Raw genomic sequence first — 12,204 nt, 5'->3', positions numbered from 1 at the left:
TGGCAGCGTACTTTATTTCACCATTTCCGTGCGGTGGCCACACCCGATGACCTTCTTGCTACTTTGATTCCTGCACACGGGGGTTCCGCCCGGATGGCACGCAAAGGACGAACAGGTCATGAACATTGACAGCGCACTCACGGACGCGATGGGCATCGAGGGCGCCATCGGCGTGGCCCTGGTCGACTACGAGAGCGGTATGTCGCTCGGGCATCTCGGGGGGAACCAGCAGCTCGATCTGGAGGTCGCGGCCGCCAGCAACACCGAGGTCGTCCGGGCGAAGCTGAGGGCCATGGCGGCGCTGTCGATCGACGATGTCATCGAGGACATCCTGATCACCCTCGGCGGCCAGTACCACCTGATCAGGCCCCTTGCGGGCGCGCGTGGTTCGCTCTTCCTCTACCTGGCCCTGGACCGCTCGCGGGCCAACCTGGCACTCGCCCGGCACAGCCTCAAGCGCATCGAGGCCGGGCTGGACGTCTGAGCCCGCCCACCGGAACCGGCCACCCGGGCGGGCGGAATGCGGCGGACCGCGCTCCGCCCGGCAATTGCCGGGCGGAGCGAAAGCGATGCGTGATGAACCGATTACCGCCGGCCGCCCGTAGAAGAGGGTCCGGTATCCATTCGGGGAAATGCGTGACATTCCGATGACTGGGCGTCATATCCACTCCCGGCGGAACGCACAGTAATTCGACGGTGACGCAGCACCAGCGAAATGCCACCCGCCGGAGTTCGCCCGCGGCGGCGGCCGGCGGCATCCCCGGGGAGCGGAGCAGCAGTACCCAGACCGGGCCGAGTGCTTTCATCCGGCAGTGAAGCGATGCCACCATGGCCGGGGCGGGCGGGGTGCTTCGGTCGTGATCGGCTCGAAGTCGGTCTCGATCGGGGCGTTCCATTCGACGAGGGCGGCCGGGAACCAGGTGACGGGTCTGGTGTCGCCGAGGTCGTTGGCCCAGGTGGCGACGCGCTCGGCCGCTTCCCGGCCGGAGAGCAGTCCGCGGTCGTCGGTGTCGACGGCGAGGGCGCGCACGGCTTCCCGGTACAGGTCGTTGCAGAGCCAGCTGTGCAGCAGGCCGTGGTCGTAGCCGAGCACCTCCCAGCCGAGTTGGTACCCGCCCTCGGGTGTGGCCGGGTCGTCGGCCCGGCCGTCGAGTCGTGCGAGCAGGACCGGTTCGTGGCCGTCTGCCGCGCGGATGTCGGTGGCGAGGGCGGCGGCATGGCCGGCCGGTACCAGTAGGGCGTAGAGCCGGGCCGCCGCCGGTACGTCGAGCGGTGCGCAGGCCGCCAGGGCGTCCTGCGCGGTGGGGAACCAGCAGCCGTCCTGCGGGAGCCGGTCGATCAGGCAGTCGGACGCCGTGGTCAGCAGCTTCGTCCGGGGCAGGCCCGAGCCGGTCACCGGCTCGGGGACCGCCACGAAGTAGCCGGCGAGCACCGGCTCCCCGGCCGTGGCTCCTGGCCCGGGTGCGGGTGCGGGTGCGGGTGTCGGTGCCCTGCCGACGGTCGGGGGCAGGGTCGCACCGGGCCGGGGCCGCTCCAGAAGGGGTAGCGGCTCGCCTGGGCGGCGCGGGCGGCGCTCGGCGAGCCAGAGGAGGTAGCCGCGCAGGTACTCCTCCAGCCCGTGGTCGAGGTGGGCGATGTAGTCGCGCAGGCCGTCGGCGGCGTCCCGGTAGTGTTCGCGGTGCTCTCCACGAGCGCGCGACCAGCGGTCGGCCGCTTCGACGGCCCATTCGCGTACCCGCCCGCGTTCCTGCCACCACTCGCGCACGGCCGGGACGGTCCAGTGGTCGTCGCCGTCCATCGCGAAGCCGCCGTGACCGAGGGCGCAGCCGTCCAGCAGGTCCCGCGTCTGTGCCGCGCCGACCGGTTGGCGGTAGACGAACTCCCGGCCGGAGAACGGGCCGTGGTCGTCGTCGTGGGCGAGGTGGAAGGGTGCGTCGCGGCGGCCCAGTTGCAGGCTGTCGGTGTCGGCGCCGTAGAACGGGCCCGGGACGTTGCGCCAGTTGCGCTCGCCCCAGTGGCCGCCGAACCGGTCCAGGTGCGGCTGGCCGGTGAGCAGCCGCCGGGCGGTGGGCAGCGGGTCCCAGTAGGAGCCGAGCCCGTCGTGGTTCCCGTCGTCCACCGGGTGGAGTCCTGTCCTCTGGTGCGGATCGGTGGGGCGGAGCGGTGCCGCGACCCGTGATGGTCACCCCCGCGGGGGGATGCCCAGGGAGCGGACGAGCTGGGCCAGTTCCTCGCGGAAGAGCTTCCCGGGGCTGAGGGTCTGGGTCCGCAGGTGGCCGTAGATCTCCAGTGACACCAGGCCGTGCAGGTGGCTCCAGGTCCGCAGGGCGAGTGCCACGGCGGCGGGGGGCAGGTCGGGGAAGGCCGGGCGGACCTTGTCGAGCAGGCCGGGGTCGAAGTCGGACCACGCGAACTCGCTGTCGGAGTACCGGGGTTCGGCGTACGGCCAGGCCTCGGCCGCGAGTGCGGTGATGCCGGTGCAGACCCGGTGGGCGGCGTCCGGGGCGGCGCCGCCCTCGGGGGACCGGTAGCCGGGGACGGGGTCGCCGTAGACGAGGCGGAAGCCCTCGGGATTGGCCAGGGCCCAGTCCCGGAAGGCGTCGGCCCAGGCCCGGATCCGGGCCGCCGGGTCCCCGGTGGGGGCGGCCGCCCAAGCGGCCTCCACGGCGTCGGCCAGTGAGCTGTAGACGTTGTCGATCAGCGTGGTGACCAGCTCGTCGCGGGTGGCGAAGTACCCGTAGATGGCGTTGGCCGTCATGCCCATCTCGCGGGCGATGGCCCGCAGCGTGATCGCGTCGGGGCCGCCCGCTGCCATCAGCTCCAGCGCGACCTTCTTGATCTCGGCGGTGGTCTCGGCCCGCAGCCGCTCGCGGCGCCCCGTTGTCCGTCCCGCGCCCGCGGTCGTCGTGTCAGGGGTTCCGGTGCCGGTCTCTCCCGCGTCTGTGCTTGCCACGCCGTCACTCTACCGCGGGGCTCTACGGCGTCCCCGTGCTGGTTGCCGTATCAAAACTGCACGCCGTATAGTTTTGCTACGCCGTGAACAGGCGGCGCTCGCAAGCGCGGCAGCATGAGCCGGGCCGCAGCATGAGACAGGGGAGAGCCATGCGCATCGGAGTGATCGGGGCCACGGGCACCATCGGCAGCCGCGTCGTCACCGAAGCCCTCGGCCGGGGGCACCACGTCACCGCCTTCAGCCGGGACGCCACCCGGATCGAGGAGGCCCGGGCGAACGTCATCTGGAAGAGCGTCGACGTCCTCGACGCGGCCGGCGTCGCCGCCGTCCTGCCCGGCCTGGACGTGCTGATCAGCGGGTTCCAGCTCGGAAACGGCGCCCGCGACATCGCGGACACCGTGCGCCGCTCGATCGCCGACCCGACGGTTCACGCCACCGCCGCGCGGGCCCTGGTGAAGGCCCTGGAGAGTCACCCCCGGACCAGGCTGATCGTCATCGGCGGAGCGGGCAGCCTGGAGATCGAGCCGGGGCTGGTGCTGGCCGACTCCGACGAGCGCCTGCACGGGATCCTCGCCGCACTCGGACTCCCGGAGGAATACGCCGCCGCCGTGCGCGGAGGCCGGGACGCCCTGAACGTCCTGCGGCAGTCCAATCGGCTCTGGACGTACTTCAGCCCCGCGCAGGACATCGCCCCCGGCGAGCGCACCGGCCGGTTCCGGATCGGTGGCGACCAGCCGGTGGTCGACGCGGACGGGCGCAGCCGGATCTCGGCGGAGGACGCCGCCGTCGCCCTGGTCGACGAGGCGGAGCTGCCGCGCTTCGTGCAGCGCCGCTTCACCGTCGGCTACTGACCGGCGCCGACGACCGCGTCTCCCGGCACTGGCCCGGAGGCGCGGTCGTCGGGCGTGGTGAGCAGGGGCGGGCGGCCCCTCAGGGCCGGCGGCGCAGGCCGGCAACGAGGAGTGCGGCCAGCGGGCGCGCGTCGTAGCGGGGGTCGCTGTCGGCGCCGATGCAGAGGTTGCCGATGCCGCGCATGAGTTGGTACGCGGTGAGGTCGGAGTCGGTCTCGCCGGCGGCGGCCGCGGCGTCGAGGAGCAGGGTGCACACCGGCAGGAGGCGGTCGAGGAAGTAGGCGTGCAGGGTCTCGAAGCCGGCACTGTCGGTCTGCATCGCGGCGGCCAGGCCGTGCTTGGTGACCAGGAAGTCGACGAAGAGGTCGGCCCACCGGGCGAGCGCCACGTGCGGTGACGGGCTGCTCGCCAGCAGGGCCGGGCCGGCCTCGGCGCACGCCTCGACCTGGTGGCGGTAGACCGCGATGACGAGGTCCGCCCGGGTGGGGAAGTGGCGGTAGATGGTACCGATCCCGACGCCGGCGGCGACCGCGATGTCGCGCACCGGTGCCTCGACCCCCGAGGTGACGAAGGCCGCGGCGGCCGCGTCCAGCAGGGCCTGCTGGTTGCGCCGGGCGTCCTTTCGCTTGGACCCGGCTGCGCTCTCCGCGCCCTGGCCGCTGTCGTTCACCACGGCACTCCTCCCATGACCGACCCGGGCCGTGACGGACCTGGTCGACGACTGACGATCGACGACTGACGATCGATGGCTCTCGATCGGTGACGGACGGTCGGTGACCGACGATCGATGACCGGCGAGCGATGACCGACGATCGATGACCGACGCTTGTAAAGCGGAACGTCGTTCCGTATCGTTTGCGGAGCGAGGTTCCGTTTCGGCCATGATGGCAGAACACGGGGCCACCGGCCATGCCGTCCACCGGCTGTCCCGTCTCCACCGGACGGCGGAGCGCCCACGATCGCCGATTCCCGGCCCCGTGGCGGCGCCACCCGCCGCCGGGCCCACCGAAGCCACCTGCGCAGCGAACCCGAACGGAAGGCCCCTCCATGTCAGTCCCCCACAGCACCGACGCACCCGCCACGGTGCTCTCCGCCAAGCCGGTCGTCCTGCCCGCCCCGGGCCGCGGCGAGGACCTCCAGGTCCGGGTGTCCGCCCCGGCGACCGGCCGCGGCCTGCCGGTGGTCCTCTTCTCGCACGGCTTCGGCTGGTCGATGGACGGCTACGCCCCGCTCGCGGACTACTGGGCCGCCCACGGCTTCGTCGTCCTGCAGCCCACCCACCTGGACTCCCGCACCCTCGGCATCCCGGCCGACGACCCGCGCACCCCGCGGATCTGGCGCCTGCGCATCGAGGACCTCACGCGCGTGCTGGACGGGCTCGACGTCCTGGAAGCCGCCGTGCCGGGCCTCGGCGGGCGCGTCGACCACGGCCGGGTCGCCGTGGCCGGCCACTCCTGGGGCGCCCAGACGGCGAGCGCGCTGCTCGGCGCACGCGTCCTGGACGCCGACGGCGTTCCCGGCGAGTCCATGGCCGATCCCCGGGTGAAGGCGGGCGTCCTGCTGGCGGCAGCCGGTCTGGGCGACGACCTGACCCCGTTCGCCGCCGAGCACCTGCCCTTCCTGAAGCCGTCCTTCGACGCCATGACCACACCGGCCCTCGTGGTCGCCGGGGACCGCGACCAGTCCCACCTGTCCACCCGCGGCCCGGACTGGTTCACCGACCCCTACACCTACAGCCCGGGCCGCAAGAGCCTGCTCACCCTGTTCGGCGCGGAGCACTCGCTCGGTGGAATCGTCGGGTACGAGGTCGCCGAGACGACCGACGAGAGCCCCGCGCGGGTCGCCCTGATCCGGCGGCTCACCACGGCCTTCCTCCGCAGCACCCTCCAGGCCGAGGACGCCGACTGGCAGGCGGCGCTCACCGCCCTCGGGGCGGACCCCGAGCCGCTGGGCAGCGTCCGGAGCAAGTAGCCGGACCGGTCGGCCCCGGCACTACGGCGTCCGGTCGGCCTCCCGGATGTCGTGGAGGTGGACCAGGACGTCGAAGGACGTGCCGAGCGCGACGTTCCCGGGCGGGTACGGGTACTGCGTGCCGTAGGTGCGGACGGGCCGGGTGCCGCTCAGCCAGGCCCTGGCGGCGGCCGGGGCGGTGCGGACGTCCAGGTAGAAGTCCCGATGGCGGACCTGGTCGAGGGTGTACTCGCTCATGTCCGAGGTGGGTGGCCCCTCGGTGAACTTCTTCCAGGGGCCGCCCAGGGCGGCGTCCTTGGAGAGGAGCGATCCCTGGTAGAAGGTGAAGCCGATCGGCAGGTAGTCGCGGCCCATCGTGTCGTTCAGGTAGGCGCCCTGCGTCCTGGGGTACAGCGCCGGGTCGCCGGCGAGGCGGCCGACGTGGTCGTTGTGGGCGGAGAGCAGCACCTTCCCGCCGGTGCGCCGCTGCCACCAGGTGACGTTCTGCGCCATCACCTCGTCCCGGAAGCGTTCGAACTCGGGCAGTGTCGTGGCGTCCCCGGGGTCGAGGGAGAGGAAGGTGGCGGTCTGGGCGACGGAGCGGGCGTTCTGCTCGGCCCAGGCGGCGGCCTCCGGGTCGCTGCCCCGCAGACCGCTGACCAGGTCGAGGGCCTGCCGGGCCTGCGCGGCGAGTCGCCGGCGCTCGGCGAGCGGCCTGCCCAGGTAGGCGAAGGCGTCGTCGATCGGGCGCAGTCCGGTGTAGAGCGCGTCGAGCCGGGCGAGGGCCTGCGGGTCGGTCTGCCGCACGTAGTCGGTGATCCGGGCGAAGAACGCGTCGTCGAGCGAGGGCGCGCCGATGTCGTCGCCCATGAAGTGGACGGTGCGGTCCGGGTGGTGGCGGTTGTAGTCGCGCATCCACTCGATGAGGCTGACGAATTCCTCGCGGTCCCAGGGGGAGTCGGCCAGGGCCGCCTTGGCGACGCTGCGGGCGTCGCCGCCGCGGCCGGTCTGCAGGTAGTCGTCGATCCGGAGTCCGGCGGACCAACTGAGTTCCAGGGCGAAGGTGGTGAAGCCCTTCTCCTCGACGAGGTGGCGGAAGACCCGCTCCTTCATGGCGAAGAACTCGTGGGAGCCGTGGGTGGCCTCGCCGAGCCCGACCACCTTCGCGTCGCCGATCATCGCTCCCAGGGCGCGCAGATCGGCCGTGCCGCGGCCCGGTTCGGTCGAGCGCAGCGGGTGGGCCGCCCGGTCCAGCGCGCGGACCACGCCGCTCGTCCCGGCCGCTTCGACGGGCGGTGCCGCCGATGCCGCCGGCGCCGCCTGGGCCGCGACCGGAGCGAGGACCGCTCCGATCGCGACGGCCGCCGCGGCCAGCAGCCCCCGCCGACCGATGTGCTGGTGATGCCGTGCCATGTCTTCGACCCCTCAACTCGCTGACTGTGTCGTGGGATCGATCATCGCCTGCGATTCCATGGCGGCGCGCTGCGGATGGCCTCCGATTGATGCGGGGGTTTACCCCCGTGGGACGAGCGACAAAGGGGCAGCCGAGGCTGCCCGGACGGCCCGGCCGCACCCCCGCCGGGTTCACCGGGGCAGGGTGATCGGGAGGCCCTCCTCGCTGTGGCGCAGCAGCCGGCCGCCGTGGACCTTCGGGGCGTCGAAGCCGCGGTACTCGTCCGGGTCGTCGTCCGCCTCCGTGCGGAGGACCTCGGGGACCAGGACGGTGGCCGGGTCGATGTCCTGGGCGTAGCCGTCGAGGTACGGGGGCGCGATCGCCGGGCCGTGCAGCGCCCCACCGACGAGGTCCGGGGCGAACTCGGCGGACAGCACCGTCACGTCCGCGCACAGGTCGCCGTGGATCATCACCGGCTTGTCCGTCATGTTCCCGGTGAGGGCGCCGCCCCGGACGCTCCCGCGGCCAGGAGTCTGGCGTCGCCCCCCGGGTAGACGGCCGCGCGCACCGGCGGGGGCTCGGCCGGGCTCCGGTGGGAGGGGGCGCTACTGGCCCACCCGGCCGTCGACGCACTCGCGCAGCAGGTCGGCGTGCCCGCAGTGCCGGGCGTACTCCTCGATCCGGTGCACCAGCAGCTCCCGGACGGCGATCCCGTCCTTCTCCAGGCGCGCGCCGAGGTCGGTGTGTCCGGCCAGCGCGGCGTCGGTCGCCGCCTGCTCACGCGCCAGGTCGGCGTACGCGGCGTCGACGGCGGACCGTTCGCCGACCACCTCGTCGAAGTCCGCGTCACGCCTGCCGTACAGCTTGGGCAGCGGCTCGGCGTCGTCCAGCCAGTTCCGCCAGTCCCGTTCGACCTCGGCGAGGTGGCGGACCAGGCCGAGCAGCGACATCGTCGACGGCGGGACCGACCGGCGGGCGAGCTGCTCCGGCTCCAGGCCCTCGCACTTCATCAGCAGGGTCGCACGGTAGTCCGCCAGGTAGCCCATCAGCGTCGCGAGTTCGCCGTCCGGAGCGGGTCCGTCGCCGTTGCGCGGGTCGTTGTCCGGGTCGACCCACATGTCGGGGTAGACGGTCGCCTGGGTCCATCGCACGGGTTGGTCGTTCATACCGCCGATGATCGCCAATGGGGAGTGGGCCCGCCAGCGGATTTCTCGACGGCGGGCCGGCCGCGCTCCGCAGGCGGCGGGGCCACCCGGTCGGCCGAGCGTACGGAACCGGCCGGACGCCGGGCAGCGGCCCGCGCGCCGCCCTGGGCGTTCCCTCGCAGATCACTTTGGGTAGCACGATCATGACCATCCGTAGTGGAACGTGATGGTCCCGCACCGCCGCCGAGCGGCCACCCCGCCGCAGGTGACCGCCCCGGTGCGCGGCTCGACGATGAGGAGCGGCGGTGTCGGAGCAAGGTCACCCGGGCCGGCGGCCCGACGCCGGCGACCCCGGGCCGGAGCCGGGCGCGACCCCCGCCCCGCACCCCGCGGCGCCGGGCGGCCCCGGGCCCGAGGACGCCCGCGGCGGGCTGGTCGCTCCCCGGCCGCCCGCCGACGGGGAAAGCGTCCCGGGGCGCGCCGGTCGCGGGGACACGCCCTGGCCGGACCGGATGCGGCCACTGGTGCGCATGCCGATGGCCGAACGCCCGCTCGCGGCCGGCGGAGAACCGCGGCAGTGGCCCGGCCCGGCGGAGGCGTCGGGCGTCCTGGACCTCGCCCTGCGGGTGGGCGAGGCGCTGCTCGCCAGCGGCGAGTCCGCGGAGGACGTGGAGGGCGCGATGCTGGGCGTCGCCCACGCCTACCGCGTGTACCCCTGCGAGCCGCAGGTGACCTACACCCTGGTGGCGATCTCCTACCAGCCGACGCCGGACGTCGCGCCGCTGACGGCCGAACGCGCGGTCCGCCGTCCGGCCAGCGACTACACCCGGCTCGCCGCCGTCTTCCGCCTGGTCACCGCCATCACGGCGGGCGAGGTGGCGGCCGAGGAGGCCCGGCACCGGCTGACCGTCCTGCTCGGCCGCCGGCCCCCGTACCCGGGCTGGCTCCTCGTCCTCGCCTCCGGGCTGCTGGCCGGCTCCGCGACCCTGCTGGTCGGCGGCCGGGCCGACGGCCGGGCCTGGCTGGTCTTCGGGACCGCCTTCGTCGCCGCCCTGACCGGTGACCGGCTGGCCGCCCTGGTCGCCCGCCACGACCTGCCCGAGTTCTACGGCTTCGTGGCCGCCGCGACACCGGCCGCGACGATCGGCAGCCTGCTCTCGCTGAACGGGCTCCACCTGCGCGGCTCCGTGGTCATCACCGGCGGGCTGTTCGCCCTGCTGCCGGGCCGCCCGCTGGTGGCCGCGGCCCAGGACGGCCTGACCGGCTTCTACCTCACCGCGGCCGCCCGGCTGCTCGAAGTGCTGTACCTGATGGCCGGCATCGTGATCGGCGTCATGACGGTGCTGTACCTGGGCGTCAGCAACGACGCCGACCTGACCCCCGACGGGGCGCCGGGCAGCACGGTGAACCCGCCGCTCCAACTCGCGGCCGCGATGCTGCTGGCACTGACCTTCGCCGTCCTGCTGCGCACCGACCGGGCCACCCTGGCCCCGGTCGTCCTCAACAGCGCCGTCGGCTGGACCACCTACGCCGTCCTGGCCGGTGCCGGCGTCGAGCCGATCGTGGCCACCGGGCTCGCCGCCGGGCTGGTCGGCCTGTTCGGCCAGCTGATGGCCCGCTACCGGGCGATGTCCGCGCTGCCGCACGTCACGGCGGCGCTCGGGCCGCTGATGCCCGGCTCGGTGCTGTACTTCGGCATGCTCGCGTTCGTCCAGGGCCGGCCCGAGGCCGGGTGCAGCTGGGTCGGTCGGGCGTGCGCCACCGCGATGGCCCTGGCCATCGGCGTCAACCTCGGGGGAGAGGTGGCCCGCCTCTTCCTCCCGGCCTCGCGGCCGGCGTTCACCTCCCGGCGCCCCACCGGCCGCCACCGCCGCTGAGGGGCGCCGTCCTCCCGGCGGGCGCCGCCGGACCGACCGACGTAGGTTTCGGCCGGGGGCGCGCGTGCGAAGGCCCGACGAACGGCCGCCCGGGAATGGCGGCCGCGGGAGCGGGCAGCGAAGGACCGGACGCACCCCACCGCCGCCACCGCGGCCTCCGCACGGAAGGAGCGACACCCATGCCCGACTTCGACGCCTTCGCCGCCCTGCTGGACTACCCGGTGTACGTCGTCACCGCGGCCGCCGGCCGGGAGCGCGCCGGGTGCCTGGTCGGCTTCGCCGGTCAGTGCTCGATCCGGCCGGTGCGCTTCGCGGTGTGGATCTCCAAGGCGAACCACACCCACGCCGTCGCGTCGCGCGCGGAGTTCCTGGTGGTCCACCTCCTGCCCCGGCACCGCCACGACCTCGCCGAGCTGTTCGGCGGGCGCACCGGCGACGACACCGACAAGTTCGCGGACGTCCGCTGGACGCCGGGACCGGGCGGGGCGCCCGTCCTGGCGGACGCGGCGGCCCACTTCGCCGGCCGCGTCCACGCCCGGACCGACGGCGGCGACCACACCGGCTTCCTCCTCGACCCCGTCGACACCCGGACCACCGCGGACCGAGCGCCGCTCACCTTCCGCGACGTCACCGACATCGACGCGGGGCACCCCGCCTGACCGTCCCCGGCTCGCCCCCGGCGTGCCGGGGACGGTCCCGGTCCACCGTCCGGCCGACCGCGCGGCCCACGTGCGGGTGACTCCGGCCCGTTCCCTCCGCGTCGGCTGGACGGCGCGGTCCGGCCCGGCTCGGCTGGAGCGATGACCGACGAGACCCTGCCGCTCAACCTGGGTGAGCAGCTGATGGAACAGTTCCTCACCACGCGACGCACGCTCGACCCGGCCGACGTCCCGGTGCTGGCCCAGCAGTACGCCCAGACCCTCGGCATCGGAGTGAGCACCGTGTACCTGGCCGACATCCAGCAGAACCACCTGTTCGCCCTCGGCGGCGGTGCCGCCCTCCCGATCGAGGGCACGCTGGCCGGCTGGACGTACCGCACCGGGGGGCTGCGGGTGGCGGAGAGCGACGACGGCAAGCTGCTCGCCTGGTTCCCGCTGGTCGACGGCGCCGAGCGGCTCGGCGTCCTGGGCGTGCGGGCCGCCGCGCTCGACAACGCCGCGGTGCGCCGCTGCCGGCTCCTCGCCGCGATGCTGGCGATGGTGATCACCTCTAAGCGCGACACCAGCGACAGCTACGCCCGGGGGACGCGGGTGGAGACGATGAGCCTGCCGGCCGAGATGCTGCGGGCCTTCCTCCCCCTGCGGACCGTCTGCAACGGCCAGGTCATCTCGACCGCCGTCCTGGAGCCCGCCTACGACCTCGGCGGTGACGCCTTCGACCACTCGCTGGCCGCCGGCGTCCTGCACGCCGCCGTGCTGGACGCGATGGGGCACGACCTCGCCTCCGGTCTGACCGCCGCGGTCGCCCTGGCGGCCTGCCGCAACGCCCGTCGCAACGGCGCCGACCTCCCGGACCTCGTCGACACCATCGACGACGCCCTGCAGCGCTGGTTCCCGGACCGCTTCGCCACCGGCATCTTCGCCCGGCTCGACCTCGCCACCGGCACCCTGCACTGGTCCAACTGCGGCCACCCGCCCCCGCTGCTGATCCGGGGCCACGAGGTCGTCGCGGACGCCCTGACCCGTACCGCCGAGCCGCCGCTGGGGCTGTCGGGTCTGTCGGGCGGTCCGCGCGCCGTGCACACCTTCTCGCTCCGGCCGGGCGACCGGATCCTCCTCTACACCGACGGCGTCATCGAGGCCAAGGGCACCAACCACGAGATGTTCGGGCTGGAGCGCTTCGCCGACTTCGTCATCCGCGCGACCGCGGCCGGCGAGGCGGCCCCCGAGGCGCTGCGCCGTCTCATCCACGCCCTGCTGGAGAACCAGGACAGCACGCTGACCGACGACGCCACCATCATGATGATCGAGTGGCAGCCGTCCGACCTGCCGGCCTCCGACCCCGACCGGCTCCCGTGACGCCCGCCCCGGCGCTC

12 protein-coding genes are annotated in these 12,204 nt (G+C 73.9%); 6 read left to right on the top strand and 6 right to left on the bottom strand.

The features are described from left to right. Positions 1–118 precede the first annotated feature (118 nt). The gene (locus OG618_RS03690) at positions 119–484 is read left to right on the top strand and encodes a hypothetical protein (protein ID WP_329485690.1); all 366 of its coding nucleotides are present in this window, start codon (positions 119–121) and stop codon (positions 482–484) included. A 318-nt stretch (positions 485–802) separates the two neighbouring features. Here OG618_RS03690 and OG618_RS03685 read toward each other — a convergent pair whose 3' ends face one another. Beyond that, entirely contained in the window at positions 803–2,119 is a 1,317-nt protein-coding gene (locus tag OG618_RS03685) for a hypothetical protein (RefSeq protein ID WP_329485689.1), read from the bottom strand. Between the two features lie 63 nt (positions 2,120–2,182). Next, positions 2,183–2,953, bottom strand: a complete 771-nt coding sequence (locus OG618_RS03680) for a TetR/AcrR family transcriptional regulator (protein WP_329485688.1) — start codon at positions 2,951–2,953, stop codon at positions 2,183–2,185. A 149-nt stretch (positions 2,954–3,102) separates the two neighbouring features. On the opposite strand from OG618_RS03680, the gene OG618_RS03675 reads away from it, so the two are divergent. Further along, positions 3,103–3,804 carry an NAD(P)-dependent oxidoreductase gene (locus OG618_RS03675; protein WP_329485687.1) on the top strand — a complete coding sequence of 234 codons (702 nt, stop codon included), beginning with the start codon at positions 3,103–3,105 and terminating at the stop codon, positions 3,802–3,804. 79 nt (positions 3,805–3,883) lie between these two features. On the opposite strand, the gene OG618_RS03670 is transcribed toward OG618_RS03675, so the two are convergent. Further along, positions 3,884–4,474 (bottom strand): TetR/AcrR family transcriptional regulator, encoded by a 591-nt coding sequence (locus OG618_RS03670; protein WP_329491997.1) that lies wholly within the window; start codon positions 4,472–4,474, stop codon positions 3,884–3,886. Between the two features lie 377 nt (positions 4,475–4,851). On the opposite strand from OG618_RS03670, the gene OG618_RS03665 reads away from it, so the two are divergent. After that, a complete protein-coding gene (locus OG618_RS03665; RefSeq protein WP_329485686.1) occupies positions 4,852–5,775 on the top strand; it encodes an alpha/beta hydrolase family protein in 924 nt (307 codons plus the stop codon). A gap of 21 nt (positions 5,776–5,796) precedes the next feature. On the opposite strand, the gene OG618_RS03660 is transcribed toward OG618_RS03665, so the two are convergent. The 3 genes from OG618_RS03660 to OG618_RS03650 all read right to left on the bottom strand — a co-directional run bounded on the left by OG618_RS03660 (position 5,797) and on the right by OG618_RS03650 (position 8,313). Beyond that, complete coding sequence (locus OG618_RS03660) at positions 5,797–7,167, bottom strand: erythromycin esterase family protein (protein WP_329485685.1); 1,371 nt, start codon at positions 7,165–7,167, stop codon at positions 5,797–5,799. A 171-nt stretch (positions 7,168–7,338) separates the two neighbouring features. After that, positions 7,339–7,635 (bottom strand): hypothetical protein, encoded by a 297-nt coding sequence (locus OG618_RS03655; protein ID WP_329485684.1) that lies wholly within the window; start codon positions 7,633–7,635, stop codon positions 7,339–7,341. A 117-nt stretch (positions 7,636–7,752) separates the two neighbouring features. Beyond that, entirely contained in the window at positions 7,753–8,313 is a 561-nt protein-coding gene (locus OG618_RS03650; protein WP_329485683.1) for a DinB family protein, read from the bottom strand. A 509-nt stretch (positions 8,314–8,822) separates the two neighbouring features. Between OG618_RS03650 and OG618_RS03645 the strand changes: the two genes are divergently transcribed. The 3 genes from OG618_RS03645 (at position 8,823) to OG618_RS03635 (ending at position 12,187) form a co-directional block, all read left to right on the top strand. Then, the gene (locus OG618_RS03645; RefSeq protein ID WP_329485682.1) at positions 8,823–10,169 is read left to right on the top strand and encodes a threonine/serine ThrE exporter family protein; all 1,347 of its coding nucleotides are present in this window, start codon (positions 8,823–8,825) and stop codon (positions 10,167–10,169) included. A gap of 179 nt (positions 10,170–10,348) precedes the next feature. Further along, positions 10,349–10,828: a flavin reductase family protein gene (locus tag OG618_RS03640; RefSeq protein ID WP_329485681.1), complete on the top strand. Its 480-nt coding sequence runs from the start codon at positions 10,349–10,351 to the stop codon at positions 10,826–10,828. Between the two features lie 141 nt (positions 10,829–10,969). Further along, entirely contained in the window at positions 10,970–12,187 is a 1,218-nt protein-coding gene (locus OG618_RS03635) for a PP2C family protein-serine/threonine phosphatase (protein WP_329485680.1), read from the top strand. Positions 12,188–12,204 lie beyond the last annotated feature (17 nt).

The sequence above is a fragment of the Kitasatospora sp. NBC_01246 genome, assembly GCF_036226505.1.
In the GTDB taxonomy this organism is placed as follows: domain Bacteria; phylum Actinomycetota; class Actinomycetes; order Streptomycetales; family Streptomycetaceae; genus Kitasatospora.
The sequence above is the reverse complement of the archived record's forward strand: the minus strand, read 5'-3'. Positions and strand labels throughout refer to the sequence as shown.

Excerpts from the sequence above, each read along its gene's own strand:
- OG618_RS03690 (WP_329485690.1), top strand. The coding sequence starts at position 119 with ATGAACATTGACAGCGCACTCACGGACGCGATGGGCATCGAGGGCGCC.
- OG618_RS03675 (WP_329485687.1), top strand. The coding sequence starts at position 3,103 with ATGCGCATCGGAGTGATCGGGGCCACGGGCACCATCGGCAGCCGCGTC.
- OG618_RS03665 (WP_329485686.1), top strand. The coding sequence starts at position 4,852 with ATGTCAGTCCCCCACAGCACCGACGCACCCGCCACGGTGCTCTCCGCC.
- OG618_RS03660 (WP_329485685.1), bottom strand. The coding sequence starts at position 7,167 with ATGGCACGGCATCACCAGCACATCGGTCGGCGGGGGCTGCTGGCCGCG.
- OG618_RS03655 (WP_329485684.1), bottom strand. The coding sequence starts at position 7,635 with ATGACGGACAAGCCGGTGATGATCCACGGCGACCTGTGCGCGGACGTG.
- OG618_RS03650 (WP_329485683.1), bottom strand. The coding sequence starts at position 8,313 with ATGAACGACCAACCCGTGCGATGGACCCAGGCGACCGTCTACCCCGAC.
- OG618_RS03645 (WP_329485682.1), top strand. The coding sequence starts at position 8,823 with ATGCCGATGGCCGAACGCCCGCTCGCGGCCGGCGGAGAACCGCGGCAG.
- OG618_RS03640 (WP_329485681.1), top strand. The coding sequence starts at position 10,349 with ATGCCCGACTTCGACGCCTTCGCCGCCCTGCTGGACTACCCGGTGTAC.
- OG618_RS03635 (WP_329485680.1), top strand. The coding sequence starts at position 10,970 with ATGACCGACGAGACCCTGCCGCTCAACCTGGGTGAGCAGCTGATGGAA.